Source organism: Frigoribacterium sp. Leaf44 (genome assembly GCF_001421865.1).
Lineage (GTDB): Bacteria > Actinomycetota > Actinomycetes > Actinomycetales > Microbacteriaceae > Frigoribacterium.
Genome location: NZ_LMLG01000006.1, coordinates 815,065 through 834,233, shown reverse-complemented (window position 1 = coordinate 834,233; position 19,169 = coordinate 815,065). Strand labels below are relative to the sequence as shown.

General features: G+C 69.0%; 20 protein-coding genes and 1 tRNA gene. 8 read left to right on the top strand and 13 right to left on the bottom strand.

The features are described 5' to 3' along the window. Window positions 1–84: 84 nt before the first annotated feature. Window positions 85–774, bottom strand: a complete 690-nt coding sequence (locus tag ASE87_RS12470; RefSeq protein ID WP_235472292.1) for a GNAT family N-acetyltransferase — start codon at window positions 772–774, stop codon at window positions 85–87. A gap of 91 nt (window positions 775–865) precedes the next feature. Between ASE87_RS12470 and ASE87_RS12465 the strand changes: the two genes are divergently transcribed. Together ASE87_RS12465 and ASE87_RS12460 are read left to right on the top strand one after the other, a co-directional pair. Then, window positions 866–1,528, top strand: a complete 663-nt coding sequence (locus tag ASE87_RS12465; RefSeq protein ID WP_056228898.1) for a TetR/AcrR family transcriptional regulator — start codon at window positions 866–868, stop codon at window positions 1,526–1,528. A 61-nt stretch (window positions 1,529–1,589) separates the two neighbouring features. After that, window positions 1,590–2,087, top strand: a complete 498-nt coding sequence (locus ASE87_RS12460; protein ID WP_197073564.1) for a GNAT family N-acetyltransferase — start codon at window positions 1,590–1,592, stop codon at window positions 2,085–2,087. Window positions 2,088–2,159: 72 nt separating this feature from the next. Here ASE87_RS12460 and ASE87_RS12455 read toward each other — a convergent pair whose 3' ends face one another. The 3 genes from ASE87_RS12455 to ASE87_RS12445 form a co-directional block, all read right to left on the bottom strand. After that, a complete protein-coding gene (locus tag ASE87_RS12455; protein ID WP_056228897.1) occupies window positions 2,160–3,488 on the bottom strand; it encodes an ABC transporter substrate-binding protein in 1,329 nt (442 codons plus the stop codon). 146 nt (window positions 3,489–3,634) lie between these two features. Then, entirely contained in the window at window positions 3,635–4,468 is an 834-nt protein-coding gene (locus tag ASE87_RS12450; protein WP_043596471.1) for a carbohydrate ABC transporter permease, read from the bottom strand. A 92-nt stretch (window positions 4,469–4,560) separates the two neighbouring features. Then, entirely contained in the window at window positions 4,561–5,490 is a 930-nt protein-coding gene (locus ASE87_RS12445; RefSeq protein WP_056228894.1) for a carbohydrate ABC transporter permease, read from the bottom strand. Window positions 5,491–5,762: 272 nt separating this feature from the next. Between ASE87_RS12445 and ASE87_RS12440 the strand changes: the two genes are divergently transcribed. Next, on the top strand, window positions 5,763–6,785 hold the full coding sequence (locus tag ASE87_RS12440) for a LacI family DNA-binding transcriptional regulator (RefSeq protein ID WP_043593549.1): 1,023 nt from the start codon (window positions 5,763–5,765) through the stop codon (window positions 6,783–6,785). Window positions 6,786–6,840: 55 nt separating this feature from the next. Here the strand turns inward: ASE87_RS12440 and ASE87_RS12435 are convergent, their stop codons facing one another. Next, window positions 6,841–7,281 (bottom strand): MarR family winged helix-turn-helix transcriptional regulator, encoded by a 441-nt coding sequence (locus tag ASE87_RS12435; RefSeq protein ID WP_056228891.1) that lies wholly within the window; start codon window positions 7,279–7,281, stop codon window positions 6,841–6,843. 72 nt (window positions 7,282–7,353) lie between these two features. Between ASE87_RS12435 and ASE87_RS12430 the strand changes: the two genes are divergently transcribed. Together ASE87_RS12430 and ASE87_RS12425 are read left to right on the top strand one after the other, a co-directional pair. Then, complete coding sequence (locus ASE87_RS12430) at window positions 7,354–7,716, top strand: VOC family protein (protein ID WP_056228888.1); 363 nt, start codon at window positions 7,354–7,356, stop codon at window positions 7,714–7,716. A 207-nt stretch (window positions 7,717–7,923) separates the two neighbouring features. Beyond that, window positions 7,924–8,469, top strand: a complete 546-nt coding sequence (locus tag ASE87_RS12425; protein ID WP_056229607.1) for a heme-binding protein — start codon at window positions 7,924–7,926, stop codon at window positions 8,467–8,469. Window positions 8,470–8,484: 15 nt separating this feature from the next. Here the strand turns inward: ASE87_RS12425 and ASE87_RS12420 are convergent, their stop codons facing one another. The 3 genes from ASE87_RS12420 to ASE87_RS12410 all read right to left on the bottom strand — a co-directional run bounded on the left by ASE87_RS12420 (window position 8,485) and on the right by ASE87_RS12410 (window position 11,240). Beyond that, window positions 8,485–9,099 carry a response regulator transcription factor gene (locus ASE87_RS12420; protein WP_056228886.1) on the bottom strand — a complete coding sequence of 205 codons (615 nt, stop codon included), beginning with the start codon at window positions 9,097–9,099 and terminating at the stop codon, window positions 8,485–8,487. Beyond that, window positions 9,096–10,322: a sensor histidine kinase gene (locus ASE87_RS12415; RefSeq protein WP_056228883.1), complete on the bottom strand. Its 1,227-nt coding sequence runs from the start codon at window positions 10,320–10,322 to the stop codon at window positions 9,096–9,098. The genes ASE87_RS12420 and ASE87_RS12415 overlap by 4 nt, the downstream gene beginning before the upstream one ends. 111 nt (window positions 10,323–10,433) lie before the next feature. Then, window positions 10,434–11,240 carry a phosphatase PAP2 family protein gene (locus ASE87_RS12410; protein WP_056228881.1) on the bottom strand — a complete coding sequence of 269 codons (807 nt, stop codon included), beginning with the start codon at window positions 11,238–11,240 and terminating at the stop codon, window positions 10,434–10,436. A gap of 148 nt (window positions 11,241–11,388) precedes the next feature. Between ASE87_RS12410 and ASE87_RS16160 the strand changes: the two genes are divergently transcribed. Further along, on the top strand, window positions 11,389–11,565 hold the full coding sequence (locus ASE87_RS16160; RefSeq protein WP_156155457.1) for a hypothetical protein: 177 nt from the start codon (window positions 11,389–11,391) through the stop codon (window positions 11,563–11,565). Window positions 11,566–11,916: 351 nt separating this feature from the next. Here the strand turns inward: ASE87_RS16160 and ASE87_RS16155 are convergent, their stop codons facing one another. Then, window positions 11,917–13,677, bottom strand: a complete 1,761-nt coding sequence (locus ASE87_RS16155) for a hypothetical protein (RefSeq protein WP_157489854.1) — start codon at window positions 13,675–13,677, stop codon at window positions 11,917–11,919. Between the two features lie 181 nt (window positions 13,678–13,858). Between ASE87_RS16155 and ASE87_RS15845 the strand changes: the two genes are divergently transcribed. Further along, complete coding sequence (locus tag ASE87_RS15845) at window positions 13,859–14,869, top strand: DUF2971 domain-containing protein (RefSeq protein WP_082452587.1); 1,011 nt, start codon at window positions 13,859–13,861, stop codon at window positions 14,867–14,869. A 211-nt stretch (window positions 14,870–15,080) separates the two neighbouring features. On the opposite strand, the gene ASE87_RS12400 is transcribed toward ASE87_RS15845, so the two are convergent. The 4 genes from ASE87_RS12400 to ASE87_RS12385 form a co-directional block, all read right to left on the bottom strand. Continuing rightward, window positions 15,081–15,152: transfer RNA gene (locus ASE87_RS12400), tRNA-Arg, on the bottom strand. Window positions 15,153–15,301: 149 nt separating this feature from the next. Beyond that, on the bottom strand, window positions 15,302–15,796 hold the full coding sequence (locus ASE87_RS12395; protein WP_056228876.1) for an HNH endonuclease: 495 nt from the start codon (window positions 15,794–15,796) through the stop codon (window positions 15,302–15,304). Between the two features lie 305 nt (window positions 15,797–16,101). Beyond that, complete coding sequence (locus ASE87_RS12390; RefSeq protein WP_157489852.1) at window positions 16,102–16,929, bottom strand: C40 family peptidase; 828 nt, start codon at window positions 16,927–16,929, stop codon at window positions 16,102–16,104. Between the two features lie 327 nt (window positions 16,930–17,256). Next, a complete protein-coding gene (locus ASE87_RS12385) occupies window positions 17,257–17,949 on the bottom strand; it encodes a metal-dependent transcriptional regulator (protein WP_056043076.1) in 693 nt (230 codons plus the stop codon). A gap of 88 nt (window positions 17,950–18,037) precedes the next feature. On the opposite strand from ASE87_RS12385, the gene serC reads away from it, so the two are divergent. Then, window positions 18,038–19,150 carry a phosphoserine transaminase gene (gene serC, locus ASE87_RS12380; RefSeq protein WP_056228870.1) on the top strand — a complete coding sequence of 371 codons (1,113 nt, stop codon included), beginning with the start codon at window positions 18,038–18,040 and terminating at the stop codon, window positions 19,148–19,150. Window positions 19,151–19,169 lie beyond the last annotated feature (19 nt).

The window sequence follows — 19,169 nt, the reverse complement described above, 5'->3', positions numbered from 1 at the left end:
CGAAAGGGCGTGACCCGCGCCTCCCGGGCCGGAGGCGAGAGCCGGAGGCGAGGGCCGCGTCGAGTGCGACGCGAGCCACGGCGATCAGGACGACGTCGGAGCCGTCACCGAGCCCGACCGGTCGGAGGTCGAGCCACGCGAGCTCGTCGCCGGGCGCCACATCGCGGCGGGCGTCGCACCCGGCAGCCCGCGGATCGGCCCCAGCTCGACGAAGCCCATGCGCCGGTAGAGCGCCCGGTTCCGCTCGGTGGACGACTCGAGGTAGGCGGCCTCACCGCGCTCGTCGACGGTCGCGAGGCGGTGTTCGATCAGCGAGGTGCCGACGCCGAGCCCTCGGGCCGCGTCGCCGACCGCGATCTCACCGAGGTACCAGTGGGGCAGCCGCGGGCGGGGCGCCGCCAGGGTCGCTTGGTGCCGGACAGCCGGCACGAGCCCGCCGAGCCCGAGCGCCCGCAGGTACCGCGGCAGCTGCCCGAGCTCCGCGGACGACACCGGCAGGCGCAACGGCGACGACGGTCGGGCGAGCGGCGCCTCCCAGACGGCCGCCCCCACGACGTCCCCGTCGTCGTCCGTGACGGCCACGTCGACCGTGCGACGGCCCGCCGGGATGGAGCGCATCATCGCCGCGAAGAGGTCGACCAGCCGTGCGTGGCGCCGCCGCCCGCGCGGGACGAACCCGAACATCACGGGATCGTCGCGGAACCCCTCGGCGAGCACGGCGGCGGCCGCGTCCAGCTGGTCCGGGCGGGCGGCGGTGATGGTCACGTCGGGCACGATGCTCCTCGAATGATTTGTCAAATCTGATGAATTCGTCAGTCGTGACAGAATGTAGCCAGACATCCCGCCAGACACGTGAGAGGCCCCTGTGAAACCGGACGACGAGGAGGCGCGGGTCGACCCCTCGAGGACGTCCCGCCGCACGCGCGAGACGCGTCGCAAGCTGGTCGAGGCCGGCGTCGCCTTGCTCCGACGGGCCGACTACGCCGCCGTCCCCGTCGCCGAGATCACACAGCTGGCGGACGTCGGCCTCGGCACCTTCTACAACCACTTCGCCGGCAAGGACGAGCTCTTCGACGAGGCCGTGCAGAGCGTGCTGAACGCGCAGACCGAACGGATGGCGACACTCGGACAGGCGGACGACTCCCCCGTGACGACGGCGGCGATCGCGATGCACGTGGTGCTCGGCCTGGCGCAGAGCGACCCGGCCGTGGCCGTGGTCGTCGCGCGCAACGGGTTGCGTCTGCTCGACGCCGAGGCGGCGCTGGTGCCGCAGGCGCGGGCGCTCGTGCACGCCGGGCAGGCCGCGGGGTCGTTCGCCGAGCTGGACGTCGACCTGGCACTGTCCCTGGTCGGCGGCAGCCTCCTCGGCGGGCTGCACACCTGGTGGTCGAGCCCCGAGCTCGTCACCCCCGAGTGGACGGTCGAGCTGGTCGCCCGCGTGCTCGTCGCCCTGGGGTGCGACCTCGGGGACGCGCACCGCGCCTCCTCGTCCGGTCTCGACCGGGTGACCGGGCGCGACGCGGGCTGACGCACCGAGCCGAGCCGCGCCGGGTCGCGCCCGACGTCCGGCCATCGGCGAAGATGGTCCGGTGACCACTCCGGCGCCCGCGACGAGCATCGAACCCCGCCCCTACGACCACCCCGACGTGCAGCAGCTCGTCGAGGGACTGCAAGAGCTGTACGTCGAGATCTACGGCGGGCGCGACGACAGCCCGATCGACCGCTCCGAGTTCGAGCTGCCGAGGGGTACGTTCGCCGTGGCCTACGAGGCCGGCGAGCCCGTGGCCCTCGGAGCCTGGCGCCTGCTGCCCGACGGACGGGCCGAGCTGAAGCGGATGTACGTGCGGCCCGACCGACGCGGGCACGGCCTGTCCCGGCTCGTGCTGCACTGGCTCGAACGGTCGGCCGCACACGCCGGCGTCACCGAGATGGTGATCGAGACCAACGTGGCCCACGACACCGCGATCCGCCTCTACGAGTCGGCGGGCTACCGGCCGATCGCGCCCTACGGCCACTACGCGGACGACGAGGGCACGGTGTCGCTCGGGCGCACCCTGGTGGACGAGACCGCGGGGGGCACCGCGTGACGAGCGCCCCCGTCCGGACGCAGAGGAGGCGCGGTGCCGGGATCACCGACGCCGCGCCTCCTCGGATCATCGCTACTCGACGGTGATCGACTGGGCCTTCATCGCGGCCACGGTCTTCTCCTGGCCCGATTTCAAGGCGTCGAGGAGGGTGCCGTCACCCGAGGCGGCCGTCCCGAAGCCGTCCGAGATGTCGCTGTAGGTCTGCGTCATCGTCGGGCCCCACGTGAAGGGCTGGATGTTCTCGGCGGCCTTCGCGAAGTCCTCGTAGATGGCCTGGTCGCCGTAGAACTCGACGCCCGAGGTCAGGGCCGGCAGGTCGGCACCGGTCGTGGAGGCCGGGTAGAGGTTGGCCTCCTTGTTCAGCGCCTCGAGCGACTCGGTCGAGGTGTTCAGCCACACGAGGAACTTCGACGCCTCGGCGGGGTGTTCGCTGCCCTTGAAGACGACGTTCGACGATCCGCCCCAGGCGGCCGACGCGGACTCGCCGTCCTTCCACTGCGGCATGGGCGCGACGGCCCACTTGCCCGACGTGTCGGGGGCGCCGCTCGAGATGGTGTTGGCACCCCAGACGGCCGAGACCCAGGTCCAGTCCTGGTCGGTGTTGTACGCGTTGTTCCACTCGTCGGTGAAGCTCGGCAGGGTCGTGACGAGGTCCTTCGAGATGAGGTCCTGCCAGTAGTCGGCGACCTTGGTCGACGCCTCGTCGCCCATGTCGACCTTCCAGGTGCCGTCCGCGGTGTCGAACCACTGGCCACCGGCCTGCGAGACCAGACCGGCGAACTGGTTCACGTCGCCCTTGGCGAAGTTGGTGATGCTGCCGCCCAGTTCTTTGATCTTCACGGCGTCCTCGGCGTACTGCTCCCACGTGGTGGGGACGTCGAGGCCGGCCTGCTCGAAGAGGTCCTTGCGGTAGTACAGAGCCATGGGACCGGAGTCCTGCGGGATCGCGTAGACGGAGTCGTCCTCGCCGAAGGTGACCTGGTTCCAGAGGCCGTCGGAGTAGTCGGCCTTCGCGGCGGAGACGCCGTCGCACGAGGCGATGTTCGCCAGGCCGTCCTGCACGCGGAAGGCGGGCAGGGTGTCGTACTCGACCTGACCGATGTCGGGGGCGTTGCCGGCCTGCAGCTGGTTGAAGAAGTTCTGGTAGGTGCCGCTGTTGCCGTTCGGCACGATCGAGACCTTGACCTGGATGTCGGGGTTCTCCTCGTTCCAGAGGGCGACGACCTTGTCCATGTTCGGTACCCAGGTCGTAAAGTTCAGCGTGACCTTGCCGGAGGACGCCTCGCACGAGGCGGAGTCGCCGGAGGCGCCGTCCGAGCCGCTGCCGGAGCTGCAACCGGCGAGGGCCATGGTCGAGACCACGGCGGCCGCCGCGATCGTGAGTACTCGGGATGTCTTCATCTGGTGTCCAATCGGGGTGCGGAGCCGGAGGGGCCGGCCACGGGAGGGAACGACGTCGTTGCCTTGCGGAGAGGAGGTCGAGGAGGTGCGGGTCGGTGGATCAGGACGGGAGCGGCGGAACGGAACGGCCGGGGCCGCGGGTTCGGCTACTTGAGGCCGCCGGACCCCAGGCCGCTGCGCCAGAAGCGCTGCAGGCTGAGGAAGGCGACGAGCAGGGGGACGATCGAGACCAGCGCGCCGACGAGCACGAGAGTGCGCAGTTCGGGGTACTGGCTCACGTTGGAGTTCCAGGTGTAGAGGCCGAGGGTCACCGGGAAGAGCTCCTGGGACCGCAGCATCACGAGCGGCAGGAAGAAGTTGTTCCAGATCGCCACGAACTGGAACAGGAACACCGTCACGAGGGCGGGCGACATCAGCCGGATCGCCACGGTGAAGAACGTGCGCAGTTCGCTCGAGCCGTCGATGCGGGCGGCCTCGACGATCTCGTCGGGGACGCTCGACGCCGCGTAGATGCGGCTGAGGTACACGCCGAACGGGCTCACGATGCTGGGCAGGAAGACCGCCCAGAAGGTGTCCGTCAGTTCGACCTTGCTGAAGATCAGGAACAGCGGCAGAGCCAGGGCCGTCGCCGGCACGAGCACGCCACCCAGGAAGATGTTGAACAGCGCCTCACGACCCCAGAAGCGGTACTTGGCCAGGGCGTAGCCGCACATCGCCGACAGGATCGTGCCGAGCGCGCCGGCGACCGTCGCGTAGACGATGCTGTTGAGCATCCACCGCGGGAAGATGCCATCGTTGTACGTGAACAGCCGGCCGACGTTGCCGACGAAGTCCTGCGCCGACGTCGGCGAGAACCACAGGGCGGCGCTCGAGTTGAAGTTGTCGAGCGTCTTGGTCGACGACACCAGCAGCCAGAAGATCGGCACGAGGAAGTACAGCGTGAAGGCGCCCATGATGACCATGGCGGCCGTTCGCGACATCACGCTCTCGCGGGGGCCCCCGCCGCGTCGACGAGCAGGGGTCGTCGCGTCGTCGAACGACTTGGCGGGACGGATGGGGGCGTCGACGGTCACTAGTCGGCCTTCCGCTGGGTCAACCGGAGGAACCCGATCGAGAGGATGAACGTGGCGACCGCGAGGACGACGCTGAATGCCGCCGCGAGGTTGAAGTTGGGCACCGAGGACGTCGAGTAGACGAGCATGTTCGGCGTGAAGGTCGACGAGATGGTCGACGTGAACTGGCGGAAGACCAGCGGTTCGGTCAGCAGCTGCAGGGTGCCGATGACCGAGAAGACGGCGGTCAGCACGATCGCCGGGACGACCAGGGGGATCTTGATCGCGACGGCGATGCGCCACTGCGAGGCCCCGTCGAGGCGGGCCGCCTCGTAGATCTCGGTGGGGATCGCGAGGAGCGACGAGTAGATGATCAGCATGTTGTAGCCGACGAACACCCAGGTGACGACGTTGGCCACCGCCCAGAGCACCGTGCCGCCGTCGAGGAGGCCCGCTCGCGACGTGACGGCGGAGAAGGGCGAGAGGCTCGGCGAGTAGAGGTAGCCCCACATGATCGCCGCGATGACGCCCGGCACGGCGTAGGGCGCGAAGAACGCGAGACGGAAGAAGCGCTTGCCGCGCAGCAGGGGCGAGTCGAGCAGCAGGGCGAAGAGCAGCGCGAGCAGGAGCATCACCGGGACCTGGACGACGCCGAAGAGCAGCACGCGGCCGATGGACGACCAGAACTCGGTGTTCTGGAAGACCAACGCGTACTGCGAGAGGCCGCCGAAGACCTGCGTCGGGGCGCCGAAGGTGCCCTCCCGTTCGACCTTCTGCAGCGACTGGAAGACGGCGTAGAGGATGGGCGTCAGGTAGAACGCCGCGAAGAGCGCCGCGAAGGGGACGATGAAGATCGCGATCGCCTTGCGGTACCGGAACGGCTTCCGCGGTTTCGTCGGACGCGGGGACGGCGGGGCGACGACGGCGGGCTCGGCAGCAGTCTGGGTCACACGGGGCCTCGGCTTCTTCGGCGGGTGTCCTTCACGAACGGCCGGAGGCCCTTCGACGGCGAAGGTTCACAGGGTTCCTGTGATCGTTCCCAGATGATGGCCCGAAGAATCGGGTGGCACTTTCTGGGAACGTTCACAGAGCTAAGCCCACGGCCGCCGGTTTGTCAAAGCGGAGGAGCCGACCGTGATCGTACGGTTACCCGACCGGCCGCCCCTCCGTCACCTCTCCGGGAACGATCCCGAGCGTCCCGGGCTCCGCTAGGGTGACCGACATGCCCGGTCCGAGATCTCCGCGTCGGCGTGCCACGATCCACGACGTGGCCGCCGAGGCCGGCATCTCGCGGGGCACCGTGTCGCGCGTGCTGAACAACGAGCCCTACGTCTCGCACCAGGCGCGCGAGGCCGTCGAGGCCGCCGTGGCCAAGGTGGGCTACGTCCGCAACGCGGCCGCGCGCAACCTCGTCACCCAGCGGTCGCGCGCGATCGCGCTGATCGTCCACGAGCCCCATTCGGTCGTGCTCGACGACCCGAACATCGGCAACATCCTGATCGGCACCAACGCCGTCCTGTCGCAGGCCGACCACCAACTCGTCACGCTGATGATCGACTCCCAGCGCGACAGCGACCGCGTGGTCGAGTACCTGCGCGGGGGCTTCGTCGACGGGGCCATCATCCTGTCCGCCCGGACCGGCGACCCCATCTCGCAGGCCGTCGCCGAGCTCGGGCTGGCGGCCTCGTTCGTCGGCCACCCGAGCGACGCTCCCGACATCCCGTTCATCGGCATCGACAACCAGGCCGCCGCCGAGGCGATCGTGCGCCGACTCGTGTCGACGGGGCGCACCCGGGTGGGCATGCTCGCCTCGGGACTCGACCGCGACTCGGGCGAAGACCGCCTCGCCGGCTTCCGCGCCGCGCTCGGCGACCTCTACGACCCGGACCTCGTGGTGCGCAACCCCTTCTACAGCTACTCGGCCGGCGTCGACGGCATGACCGAGCTGCTCGAACGGGACCCTCGGGTCGACGGGGTCTTCGCGGCGTCGGACGCCGTCGCCGCCGGGGCCCTCGACGTCCTCCACCGGCGCGGGATCTCGGTGCCCGGCGACCTCGGCATCGTGGGATTCGACGACAGCTCGTGGGCGCTGCGCTGCACGCCACCCCTCTCGACCGTGCGCCAGCCCGCCGAGGAGTTGGGCCGGCGGGCCGCCCGCCAGGTCCTCGACCAGCTCGGCGGCACCGACGAGACGCACACCGCCCTCTTGCTGCCGACCGAGATCATGTGGCGCGAGAGCGCCTGACCCGTCCCCGGCGCCACACGGGGAGGCACGACTCGACCAGCCCCGACCACGTCCGTCAGCGCAACGCGGCCGCGAATGCCCGCAGCGCCGTGACCACCTGACGCCGCGCCTCCTGGTCGAGGCCCTGCGTCATCGTGTCCTCGACGCCCCGCACGGCGGCGCTCGCCGTCGCCAGTTGCCGGCGGCCCGCCGCCGTCAACTCGGTCGGCAACGCCCGCCCCGACGGCGCCCGGTCGGCCCGCCGCACGAGCCCGTCGCGCTCGAGCGACTGCAGCAGCACGTTCATGGACTGCCGCGTGACGAAGGCGCCTCGGGCGAGCTCGGAGTTGGACAGCCCGGGGCGCTGGGCCAGCAGTTCGAGGCACGAGTAGTGCGTGATGGTCATGCCGAGCGGACGCAGCTCGGCCTCCATGGCGGCACGCAGGGCGCTCGAGGCCTCCTTCAGCAGGTAGCCCACCGAGGTCTCGAGGTCGATGGTCGACGCAGCTTGACTCATGTCAGTAGTCTGACATAGGTTCTGCTGTGTCAGCCAACTGACATCATCCGCCACGACACGAGAGCAGGCACCATGACCGCCACCGGCCCCGACTTCATCTCCCTCCAGGTCCGCGACGTCGAGCGCTCGGCCGCGTTCTACGAAGAGCACCTCGGCCTCACCCGGCAGGACGGCCCGCCGCACGCGGTCGTCTTCGCCACGACGCCGATCGCCTTCGCCGTGCGGGGCCCACTGCCGGGCGTCGACCTCGACGCGGCCCCGCTCGGTCGCGGGGTCGGCCTCTGGCTGCTCGCCCCCGACGCCCAGGACATCCACGACGCCCTGGTCGCCGCCGGCGTCGAGATCGCCACCGCCCCGGTCGACGGCCCCTTCGGCCGCACCTTCACCTTCGTCGACCCCGACGGCTACCAGGTCACGCTGCACGACCGCGCGTGACGCCCGGTGCCTCCGGCCGAGGCCCCGGACGAGGAGGCGCGGCGCACGGCCGCCTCGGAGGTCACGTCGGCCGGTCAGGTCGGTCGGACGGGCCGTCCGTTCGGGTCGTCCGTTCGGACCCGATCCGCGGACCGGACGGTCGATGTGCCGGGAGGGGCCGTCGCGAGACGCTGGAACCGTCCCCGCACCGAACACGAAGGAACTCGCATGCGCCTCCCCCGCACCACTCTCGTCACCCTCGCCGCCCTCGCCGTCGCCGTCACGGCCGGCTGCACCTCGACGTCCTCGCCGAGCCCGGACTCCACGACCGCCCGACTCGCCTCGACGGTCACCGAGGGTTCCGTCGTCCAGGCGCAGAGGCTGAGCTCGTCCGAGGCGATGAAGGCCGCGTCCGCTGCTCTCGCCGCCGCCGAAGCGGACGGAACGGGTTTCGTCAGCGTCTCGGTCGTCGACCGGAACGGCCAGCTCCAGGCCTTCGTCCGGGGCGAGAACGCCGCGGCCCACACCCTCGACGCCTCTCGCGAGAAGGCCTACACGGCCGCCGCGTTCGGTGCCGCCACGTCCGAGCTCGCCGAGCGGGCCAGCGGCGACGGTGTCGGGCTGCGCGACCTCGACGGCACCCTCTTCCTCGCAGGAGGCGTCCCGGTCAAGGCCGGCGAGTCCTCGATCGGGGGCATCGGCGTCGGCGGCGCCCCCTCGGGCGACAAGGACCAGGAGTACGCCAAGGCCGGGCTCGACGCGATCGCCGGATGAGGCGCGAGGCCCCGCTCAGGTGAGCTCGATGACGCCGCGGCGGGTCGCTTCCGCGACCGCCGCGGCGCGGCCGTCCACGCCGAGCTTGGCGAAGACGCGGACCAGGTGGGTCTTGACCGTCGACTCGCTGAGGTAGAGCCGTTCGGCGATGGCTCGGTTCGTCAGTCCGGCGCCGAGGAGTTCGAGCACCTCCCCCTCGCGCGGCGTCAGCGTCTCGTCGGGACGCTGCACCCGGTCGAGCATCCGACCGGCGACGGCGTGGGAGAACACCGCCGTCCCGGCGGCGACCGACCGCACGGCCGCCGCGAGCTCGTCCGACGACGCGTCCTTGAGCAGGTATCCGGTGGCACCGGCGGCCAGGGCCCGCGTGATCGCCAGATCGGTGCCCGAGGCCGTGAAGACCAGGACCCGCGTGGAGCCGACGAGGTCGGGGATGAGTTCCCCGCCGTCGCGCTGACCGAGACCCAGGTCGAGCAGCACGACGTCGGGAGCGGCGTCCTGGACGAGCCGCGTGACCGAGACGGGGCTGCCGGTGGTGCCGACGACGTCGATGTCCTCGTACGACGCGAGGACCGCCGCGACTCCGGCCCGGAGGACCGGGTGGTCGTCGACGATCACGACGCGGATCACGACTCCACCCACGGCACGACCACCTCGACGACCGTGCCGCGCGCATCGGACCTGATCGTGAGCGCACCGCCCACCGCCGCGAGGCGTCGCCGCATGATCGAGAGCCCGTGCCCGCCGTCGGGCCCGCCGGGTCGCATGGCGTGGGGATCGAAGCCGACTCCGTCGTCGCTGACCCGCAGCACGACCCCGTGCTCGTCGTACCGGAGCTCGAGCGCGATGCAGGTGGCCCTCGCATGTCGCTCGGCGTTGCCGAGTGCCCCCTGGGCCGCCCTCAGCACCGTGAGGGACGACGCGGCAGGAAGCGCTCGCGGCTCTCCGATCACCTCGCAGGTGGCCCCCACCCGAGCGGCCGCCTCGGCGAGCTCGCCCTCGAACCCGGCCGCCGCCTCCTGACCCGACCCCGACTCGAGTCCGTGGACGAGCGCCCGGGTGTCCGAGACCGCGACCCGGAGCGCCCGGCGCGCGTCCTCCGCGTGCCTCCCCTCGCCCGTGCGTTCGGCGGCGTCGGCGAGGAAGAGGGCACCAGCGACGGACTGCACCACCGTGTCGTGCAGCTCGGCGGCGAGATGACGTCGGGCCTCGAGCCGGTCGGCACGTCGCTCGGCCGCCGAGACCAGGGCGCGCGCGGCCGTCAGCTCGCGGACCGTGCGGGCACGGGCGTCGAGCGCCGACCGGGCGAGTGCCACCGCGAGCAGGAAGACGAGGCCTGCGAGCGCACAGCCCAGCACGAGCCCGACGTCGTCGCGCGAGCCTGCCAGGCGCGGTACCGACACGACGACGGCCGAGACCGCCGCGCCTCCGGAGATCGTCGCGACGACGACGGGAGTCGTCACCTGGAGGAGGACGACCAGCGGGACGACGCTCCAGGCCGTGCTGGGCGCGAGCAGGACGAGAGCGACCGTGCCGAGCGCGAGGCCGGCCAGGGCCGGTGGCGGGCACGGCTTCCGCGCAGGGGTCAGGGTGAGCGCCGCCGCCGTGACGGCCAGGAGCGCCCCCAGGACCACGACGACGAGGTGGTCCGCATCGGCGGCGTGACGGTCGTGGTAGCGGACCGTGCCGACGGCGGTGGTAACGGAGAACGCCGCCGCGGCCGGCACGATCGGGCGTCTCTCGAGGCGACGTCTCGTCCGGGCGACCAGGTCGCCCGCCGGGTGGGGCGTGGACTCTGCCCGCCCGTCCCGAACCGCCGTCGGGAGTTGACGCAGGATGGGACGGTTCGTCATCCGGACAGCATCGACGCCGTGGGATGAAAGGGCGCTGTGAATGCGACATGTGACGTTCTCGTGGATGCCGCGCATCGACGTCGCCCTGGTGACGAGCCGTCTGTCGCCGCGTCACTCGTGGACGTCGTCGTCGTCCTGGGTGCTGAGGTAGAGGCGGTGGCTCGTGACGATCAGCGAGAGCCAGCCGATGCCGCTGACCCAGCCGACGGCCACGTCGGTGAACCAGTGGGCCCCGAGCAACACGCGGGACAGCCCCACGACGCCGGCGGTGCCGGCCGCGGCCCCGACGAGGGCGACCTGCGGCGCCTGCTTCTCCTGTCGGAGGGCGAGGAGGTAGGCGAGCACGCCGAGGATCGTGGTCGTGTTCAGGGTGTGGCCCGACGGGAACGACGGGGATTTCTCGAACGGCGGGATGGCTTCGTGACGGTCGGGCCGGTTGCGCTTGATGAGCTTCTTGCCCACGACCGTCATGGCGAGCGAGCCGGCGCCAGCCGCCACGACGAGGGCGACGGGGCTGGGGTGGCGGTCCCGGAAGCCGAAGGCCGCGGCGGCTCCGACGGTGACGGCGGGCAGGACGACAGGTCCGAAGACGTGGGCGATGGCGGCGGCCGCGCCGTTCGTCGCCGGCGAACGGAGCTTCTTCGCCCGCTTGAGCGCCGGCCGGTCGAGGCTCTCGATGCCGTCGCGGCCCGTCACGCCGTCGTAGATGTAGGCGGCCCCGGCGGTCGCGGCGATCGCGATGCCGCCCCCGACGGCGAGCGTCGCGACGAGGGCGCGGCGCGCGCCGACCTTCTGCGCGACGGTCTTGTGCCGCGACGCGAGCCGCTGACCGGCGGCGGACCGCCACTCGGTGAGATCGCGGCGCCCGATCTGCCGGTCGTAGCGGGTCGTGCGGGCGGTCTCTGCGGCGGTCGGCATGACCCCACCCTGGCCCCTCGGCGATCCGGGCCTCCAGGTAGCGTTGTCCCCGGCCGCCTGAGCGCATGGGCATGGTGGCGGGCGCCAGCGACTCCCCCACGCAGGCTCGGCGGCGTCAGCACCGTTCCCATCAACCGGAAGGCTCCTCATGGTGTTCTCGATCACCCTCCTCGTCCTCGGGCTCGTCGGCATCGTCGGCGGAGTCCTGATCGTCCGTCAACGGGACGGCGGCAGCCCCCTGCCGGGCGTGGCGATCACTGCGCTGGGGGCGGTGGCGGCCGCACTCGGCATCGCACTCCTGGCCCTGCCCGAGCTCCCGGCTTGAGGAAACGGCGCGACGAGCGCTAGCGAAGAGTGCACCTGAAGGGGGACGGCGCACCAGCGCCGTCGGGCCGGTTCCCTCGAGGGCATGGTCCGCGCCCGTCCCCGAGAGCCCCGAGACCGACGACGAGATGGTGCCACCTGCTCAACGCCTAGTGGGCTCGTTAGCGCGCCGCCCGAGCGGAGCCGCCTGCGAGCACCACGCAGTGCTGCGGGGAGTGAAGCCTGCATCGGGCAAAACCCGGAATGGACATCGCCGCCCTGTCTTCGGGCCACACGCCCTACCGTATAAGGACTGTCGCGGTGGGATGGGTGGGCACCGCTCGCTCGGAGGACCTTGGCGAACTTTTCGGTGTTAGGCGCTCCCAGGCTGAGTCGTGCCAATGGGCGATACGCAGCATCCGAACCGCATATGCCAACTGCCTGATCCGAGCGCTTCTCTCTTCCCGAATCGGCCGCAGGAGGGGCACAGAAAAACGCGCCAGAGGTCGATCACGTGCCTGGCGGACTCCACAGCCTCAGCATCCGAGAGCCCGTCAGCCCAGTCATTTGCGTGCGCACCTACACGATTTCTGAGGAATGTGGAGTGATCCATCGTGGCTGCGAGGACTTTCGCCTTCGTCTCGGCTGACTTATCAATTTCGACCTTCACCGCTGGCCAGAGGTCGTTCATCTCGTACCGGTCTCCCTCCTTGCGTCGAATGGTGACCCCAAGGAACGTGGACAGTCGCTCAGCCAAGCCCTCCAACGTTCGGCCAGCGAGGCCCGCGATAGCCACAGACGACCCGCCAGCGGCAATCTCCGCCTCCAGGTCACGCAACGGGCCAGTTTGCACAGAGATCAGTACGGGCGTGCGCGCGAAGCCACCTGATCGAAGGTGAATAACCGAGGTGCCGAACTTCGTGTTATCGAACGCGCGTTTCGCAATCTCTAGCCACAGCCGCTCGTGCAGGGTAAAGACCAACTGCCATCCCTGTAGCAATCCCGCGAGGTGGTCGACGATTCGCTTTCGAAAGATTGCGTCCACGGACTGGAACACATCGTCGAAGACAAGGACCCGCGCCTGGCCTAGGTCCGCCGCCGCGACATGCAGCTCCACCGCGATGATCAGCGAGAGGATGTCGAGACCCGCCTCGCTTAAGACCTCTTCGGGTCGGAGCGGTCTTCCCCGATCGCGAATCAGGGTGATGTCGAGGGAACCGTCCGCGCCTATGTCGAAGCGGATGTCCGTGATCCACTCCTCGCCGTATATCCCGTAGAAGTCACCCGCAACGCGAGGACCGATTCCAGCCAACAACAGTCGCAGCTCTCGAGTGTCTCGAGGCATCTTCAATTTGGCCTGGGCAGCATCATGCCGAAGCCGTTCTTCAACCGAGAGGCTATCTACGTAGAACTGGATAACTGCGCGATCACGTTTCGACGGAACGCGCCCCTTCCCCTGTCCGTCGAGATACCTTTTCAAGGCGCGGTAGAGCGTGTCGCCTGCGATAACGCTGTGTGTCGGAAGGACAAACTCTGCGGGCCATCCTTTCTTCGGCAAGATCTCGAGGAATTCAAGACGCGCGCTTTTGACGTTGCGAAGGGCTGTCGCATATTCTGTAAGAGTCCGTTCGTCGGCGGACGTGCGTACCTGTACACCGGGCGGCTTGAGGTAGTCCCAGAAGTAGTCCAAGCGCGACGCCGCAGGAATACGCCAGAACGACTCAACCGCCTCGCGGCGGATGACTACGGGTGCATACTCGAAGCCCGGTACAGGATTGTCGCGTTGAAGCGGCGATGACCCCTCCGGCCATACCCAGTCGTGACCGCGAGGAGCGCCTCGCACAAAATGCTCTCCGCTTGAAATCTCAAGCCACACGCTGGGCGGCGCTTTTTTGTCGCTGAGATTCCGAACTTCACGACGTGTTTTTTCTCCGCCCTGTAAGCGTCGACTTATTACACCGCGCGTTGCGAACTCGATGGAGTCACAGACGGAGGACTTGCCCGTGCCGTTGTCTCCAAGGATGAACAACACGCTCCCGGACGCCCCAGGGACAGGAAACTCGACCCCCATTGGCCCAACGATGCCGCGAAAGTTCCGGAGAACAATATTTTTCACCGAGTGTTGATCGTTCATGTTCCCCGTTCCGACTCGTTGCGTGGGCACCACTTCTGCTGACATAGCCACGGACCGCTTGATCGGATACTAGCCGGGCGCTTCTTGCGCTGGCCCCTCCAGCGAGCGAGGAGCCCGATCGTTGTCCGCACGCGTTCACTTCGGACGAGCCTGGTTCCCCGGGTCGAGACATACCGGGCGGATGATCGCTGTATCGTTTTCCCTGCGCCCCGATCGTGGCAAAGCAAAGCCTGATCAAGGTGAGACTCTGTTCCTGGAGGAAAATCCTTTGGCCGATAAATTGTATAAATATCTCGCCCCTGAGCTTGCAGACAAGGCACTTTCGCGCGATGGCGCAACGCTCAAGTTCTCCCTGCCGAGCGAGTTCAATGATCCTTTCGAGTTATTCCTCACCGTTGACCATAATTCTCCGCCGGAAACTCTCGCTTTCTATGAGGAAGTGATTGGCGAGTTAAATATGATGCCCACAACATGCTTCTCGCGTCACCCTGATGTCGTTCCTATGTGGGCTCACTACGGACAGAACGGTGAGGGGTTCGTCATCGAGGTGGATGAGGCTCAATTACGTGCTGAACTGGGCGACTCCTCCGCTATTCAGAACGTCACCTATCGCGACTCGCGCGCCGAGGACCTCGCGCATTCTCTCGCACGGGCACAGTTTCGACAGAAGCCTAGGGACGTCTACTTTCTTCGCAATAGCGTGTACCACGCCGCATACTTCACAAAGGCCTCGTGCTGGTCGTACGAGAAGGAGAGGCGTCTAGTCCTGAATGATGCGACCAACCTCGTTGATGTGGATGGAGCGTCACTCCTTTCGATTCCGCAGCATTGTGTGACCGCAGTGATCCTGGGCTCGAACACTACTGCCGAGACGAAGTCTCAACTGCGCTCTTACGCCGCAGAAATCGGTTGCGAGGTGTACGAGTGCAAGATTGGGCGAAACAATATGAGCCCATTCTTCTTGGCTTCGGACGGTTCATCTCGTGTCTTTGCGGAAGGTGCGATCTCGAGACCCGAGAACACTTGCGAGGTCTGCAGCGAGCCTCTACAAGAGGGCAATCGCTGCTCATGGTGCAGGATCCAGGATGCTGATCGTGAAGTTGCGGCAGCAAGTAACCCTTGGCGACTCCTTGCTGCATCTGGACTCTTGGAGGACTACATCGATTCGATGAACTCAATCGGGAGGAAGTAGTACCTGGCGACGGTGAGGACGACGGCGACTAGAGGAACACGCCTCAGCTGTCGGCGCATGTCGACAAGCCATCCGTCGAGCGTCGGGGAGGACGCTGCTAGTGCGTCGACTACGGCCTGTCACGACCTCGCCACACGGGACCCGTTGTTGTCCGGGCTCACTGGTGTGTGCTCATACCCTCGCCAAAGGGCAGGGATCGTTGTTGCATCGGTGCCCCTGGAGGGACTCGAACCCCCAACCCTTTCCTTAGGACGGAACTGCTCTTCCATTGAGCTACAGAGGCTGACCGTCCGAGTCTACCGAAGCCGCGCCTCCTGCCGTTCGGCCCACCATGAACCCGGTTTCGAACGATGCACCCGGAAGCAACCCGGTGCATCGTTCGAAACCGCGTTCATCGGCAGGCGGACGAGCTGCCAGCGGAGGGCGCCACCCTCACGCGGCCGCGAGGTACTCGTCCCAGTCCGCCTGCGTCCGCTCCATGCCGCGCACGACCCAGCCGACCCCGTGCGGCGGCTTCGGCGTGACGAGCAGCACCCAGCCCATCTCGTGCGGGGTGCGGTCGCTCTTGAGGTTGTTGCACCGGAGGCAGCACGCGACGAGGTTCTCCCAGCTGTCCGCCCCACCTCGCGACCGCGGCTGCACGTGGTCGATCGTCGTCGCGGCCCGCCCGCAGTAAGCGCACCGGTGCGAGTCACGCCGCATGACGCCGCGCCTCGAGACGGGGATCTGACGGGTGTGCGGGATGCGTACGTACCGCGTCAGCACGATGACCGACGGGCGGTCCCACGACGTCACCGCCCCGAGCACGGGGTGCTCCGCATCGGCGGCGACGACGGTCGCCTTCCGGCTCATGACGAGGACGAGGGCCCGCCGGTCGGAGACCACGGCGAGGGGCTCGTAACCGGCGTTCAGGACGAGAGTGCGCATGCTTTCCCTTTCGAAGCACCCTGGACGGCTTCCAGGGATTCGATCTCTCGGGGGTGGCGCAGGCCCAGCAGGCCCGCCGATACGAAAAAAGCACCGTCACGGGGACGGTGCTCTGTCACATGGCGGGGTGTCGTATGTGCTCGTGCGACAGCGCACCCATGGTGCGGGTGGCGGTCGAACGAGGCATCTGACGCTCCTGGTCTCAGCGGAACTCCGAGATCGCCAGGCTAAGCCCCGAAGAGCCGCTCTGCCAAGGGGCAGGGCGGCTCTTCACAGGGTGTTCAGGCGCAGGAGGCGCGGGTCGCCTACGCCCCGTAGCGCACGTAGTGCACCGCGGAGGTCCACAGCGGTCGCACGCTGACCGACCCACCGGGTTTCGGCGCGTCGAGGATCATGCCGTTGCCGGCGTAGAACCCGTCGTGCGACCCGTCGTTGAAGATCACGACGTCGCCGGGCTGCGCCTCGGCGGCCGAGATCGGCGTGCCCATGGCACCCTGGCGCGTGACCGAGTGCGGCAGAGAGATGCCGTACTGCGAGTAGACGTACATGACGAAGCCCGAGCAGTCGAAGCCGGCCGGGGTCGCTCCACCGAAGACGTAGGGCGTGCCGACGTACTGCAAGGCCGTCGCGTAGACGGCACTCAGGCTGAACGCTCCGGGCGTCGCGACCGTACCCGTCGCCGAGCTCGTCGCGGCGGCCACGTTCTGGGCAGCCGTCGGGCCCGTGTAGCTGGCGTAGCTCGCGGCCAGGGCGGCACGCTCGGCCTCGCGCTGGGTGGCCAGTGCCGCCGCGTTGAGCTCGGCCTGCGACGTCGCCGTGTACCCGTCTCGGGTGGCGTCGGCGAGGGCGACGTCGTCGCCGACCGCGACGCTCTGCGCGTGACTGGTCGACGAGCTCGTCGACGCGGCCCCGACGCTCGGGCCGTTTGCCGCCGCCGGGTTCGACGCGAACGCCGGCAGCGCCATCGTGCCGATCAGACCGGCGGTGAGCGTCATCACGGTCACCGAGACCACGCTGCGCTTGACCGACGGGCGGCCCGGGCGGGCGGCGGGCGCGGCCTGGGCGCGACGCAGCGACGAGCGGGTCGGCAGATCGGCGGGGGTGCGGGTGGCGACGGTGCGGTTCGGGCGCACGTCGGGGGTGTGGTCTGAGCCGGGGAGGGTCAAGAGGGTGGGTCTCCTGCGTCTCGACAGCTTTCGGGAAGCTGTCCCGTCCGTTCGTTCGTATCGCGACGACACACGGCAGGAGACGGGCGTGAGAGACGTCCTGCCACGGGTCCGGCGGCCGGTTCAGTAGCCTGGGGACTCAGCGACTGTAGCCCAGCGACCCCTGCGAGATCATCCTCGAGAGGGATATTTGTAACGAATCGGTAAACGACTGCGTGATCCGGCGCAGAACGCAGGAGGCGCGGCGCACGGACGCAAGAATCCCGCGTGGCCGCATCCCGCCTCGGTGAGCGGTCAGAGCCCGACGTAGATGTGCTGTGCGACCTCGGTCGGCAGCTCGAGGCCCTCGTCGTGGCCCTCGACCTTGACGAAGACGTACGACCCCGCCGAGCGGAGGGTCGCGACGCCGCCCGGCAGCACGCCGGCGCCCTGCAACTGCTGCAGCAGCTCGGGCTCGAACTGCACCGGCTCGGCCAGGCGACGGATCGGCCGGGTGACACCCTCGGGATGCTCGGCGAGCACGGCCACGAGGTTGACCACGCCGTCGAGGAAGCGCCCCGCAGGAGAGTCGCCGAGCTCGTCGAGCCCGGGGATCGGGTTGCCGTAAGGCGACTCGGTCGGGTGGTCGAGCATGTCGAGCAGTCGTCGTTCGACCTGCTCGCTCATGACGTGCTCCCACCGGCAGGCCTCGTCGTGCACGTAGGCCCAGTCGAGGCCGATCACGTCGGCGAGCAGGCGCTCGGCGAGGCGGTGCTTGCGCATGACGTGGGTCGCCTTCGCGCGTCCGTCGTGCGTGAGCTCGAGGTGTCGGTCGCCGGAGACGACGACCAAGCCGTCGCGTTCCATGCGGGCGATGGTCTGCGACACGGTCGGACCGGAGTGGCCGAGACGCTCGGAGATGCGCGCACGCAGCGGCACGATGTTCTCTTCTTCGAGGTCGAGGATCGTGCGCAGGTACATCTCTGTGGTGTCGACGAGATCGGTCAACAGGGGCCTCCCGGTGGAACACGTGGACTACCCCGCAAGCCTACCGGCTGCACGCTGGGCACCGCGCCGCGTCACTAGGATCGAGCGCATGGCGGACATCCGGATTCCCACTGACCTCTTGCCCACCGACGGCCGCTTCGGTTGCGGCCCCTCGAAGGTGCGGGCCGCCCAGCTCGAGCACCTCGTCACCGCCGGCGCGACGATCCTCGGCACCTCGCACCGTCAGGCCCCCGTGAAGGACCTGGTGGGTCGCGTCCGCGCCGAACTGGGCGAGCTCTTCCGCCTGCCCGACGGCTACGAGGTCGTGCTGGGCAACGGCGGCTCGACCGCCTTCTGGGACGCTGCGGCGTTCGGGCTCGTCGAGAAGCGGGCTGAGAACCTGTCGTTCGGCGAGTTCGGCTCGAAGTTCGCCAAGGCCGTCGCCGCCCCCTGGCTCGAGGCCCCCCACGTGGTCACCGCCGAGGGCGGCTCGTTGGCCGAGGTCGAGGTGCTCGAGGGCGTCGACGTCTACGCCTGGCCGCACAACGAGACCTCGACCGGCGTCATGGCCCCGGTCACCCGCGTCGCGGGCGACCCCGGCGCCCTCACCGTCGTCGACGCGACGAGCGCGGCGGGCGGCATCGACGTCGACGCCTCGCAGGCCGACGTCTACTACTTCGCCCCGCAGAAGAACTTCGCGAGCGACGGCGGCCTCTGGTTCGCGCTCTTCTCCCCCGCGGCGATCGAGCGCGTCGAGCGGATCGCCGCCAGCGGCCGTTACGTCCCCGAGTTCCTCAGCCTCAAGAACGCCGTCGACAACTCGCGGCTCGACCAGACGTTGAACACGCCCGCCCTGACGACCCTGCTGCTGCTCGAGGACCAGACCCGCTGGATGCTCGAGAACGGCGGACTCGCCTGGGCCGACGCCCGCACGCGCGAGTCGTCGTCGGCGCTCTACGACTGGGCCACCGCCTCCGAGTACGCGACCCCGTTCGTCGTCGACCCGTCGCACCGTTCCCAGGTCGTGGCGACCATCGACTTCGCCGAGTCGATCGACGCCGCCGCGATCGCGAAGGTGCTCCGCGCCAACGGCATCGTCGACACCGAGCCCTACCGCAAGCTCGGCCGCAACCAGTTGCGCGTCGCGACCTTCACGGCCATCGAGCCCGACGACGTCCGCCAGCTGATCCGGTCGATCGAGTTCGTCGTCGACGCCCTCTGACCGATCGCCCGCACGACGA

Excerpts from the sequence above, each read along its gene's own strand:
- ASE87_RS15845 (WP_082452587.1), top strand. The coding sequence starts at position 13,859 with ATGATCGCTGTATCGTTTTCCCTGCGCCCCGATCGTGGCAAAGCAAAG.
- ASE87_RS12415 (WP_056228883.1), bottom strand. The coding sequence starts at position 10,322 with ATGACGAACCGTCCCATCCTGCGTCAACTCCCGACGGCGGTTCGGGAC.
- ASE87_RS12430 (WP_056228888.1), top strand. The coding sequence starts at position 7,354 with ATGACCGCCACCGGCCCCGACTTCATCTCCCTCCAGGTCCGCGACGTC.
- ASE87_RS12410 (WP_056228881.1), bottom strand. The coding sequence starts at position 11,240 with ATGCCGACCGCCGCAGAGACCGCCCGCACGACCCGCTACGACCGGCAG.
- ASE87_RS16160 (WP_156155457.1), top strand. The coding sequence starts at position 11,389 with ATGGTGTTCTCGATCACCCTCCTCGTCCTCGGGCTCGTCGGCATCGTC.
- serC (WP_056228870.1), top strand. The coding sequence starts at position 18,038 with ATGGCGGACATCCGGATTCCCACTGACCTCTTGCCCACCGACGGCCGC.
- ASE87_RS12435 (WP_056228891.1), bottom strand. The coding sequence starts at position 7,281 with ATGAGTCAAGCTGCGTCGACCATCGACCTCGAGACCTCGGTGGGCTAC.
- ASE87_RS12450 (WP_043596471.1), bottom strand. The coding sequence starts at position 4,468 with ATGTCGCGAACGGCCGCCATGGTCATCATGGGCGCCTTCACGCTGTAC.
- ASE87_RS12395 (WP_056228876.1), bottom strand. The coding sequence starts at position 15,796 with ATGCGCACTCTCGTCCTGAACGCCGGTTACGAGCCCCTCGCCGTGGTC.
- ASE87_RS12455 (WP_056228897.1), bottom strand. The coding sequence starts at position 3,488 with ATGAAGACATCCCGAGTACTCACGATCGCGGCGGCCGCCGTGGTCTCG.
- ASE87_RS16155 (WP_157489854.1), bottom strand. The coding sequence starts at position 13,677 with ATGAACGATCAACACTCGGTGAAAAATATTGTTCTCCGGAACTTTCGC.
- ASE87_RS12440 (WP_043593549.1), top strand. The coding sequence starts at position 5,763 with ATGCCCGGTCCGAGATCTCCGCGTCGGCGTGCCACGATCCACGACGTG.
- ASE87_RS12425 (WP_056229607.1), top strand. The coding sequence starts at position 7,924 with ATGCGCCTCCCCCGCACCACTCTCGTCACCCTCGCCGCCCTCGCCGTC.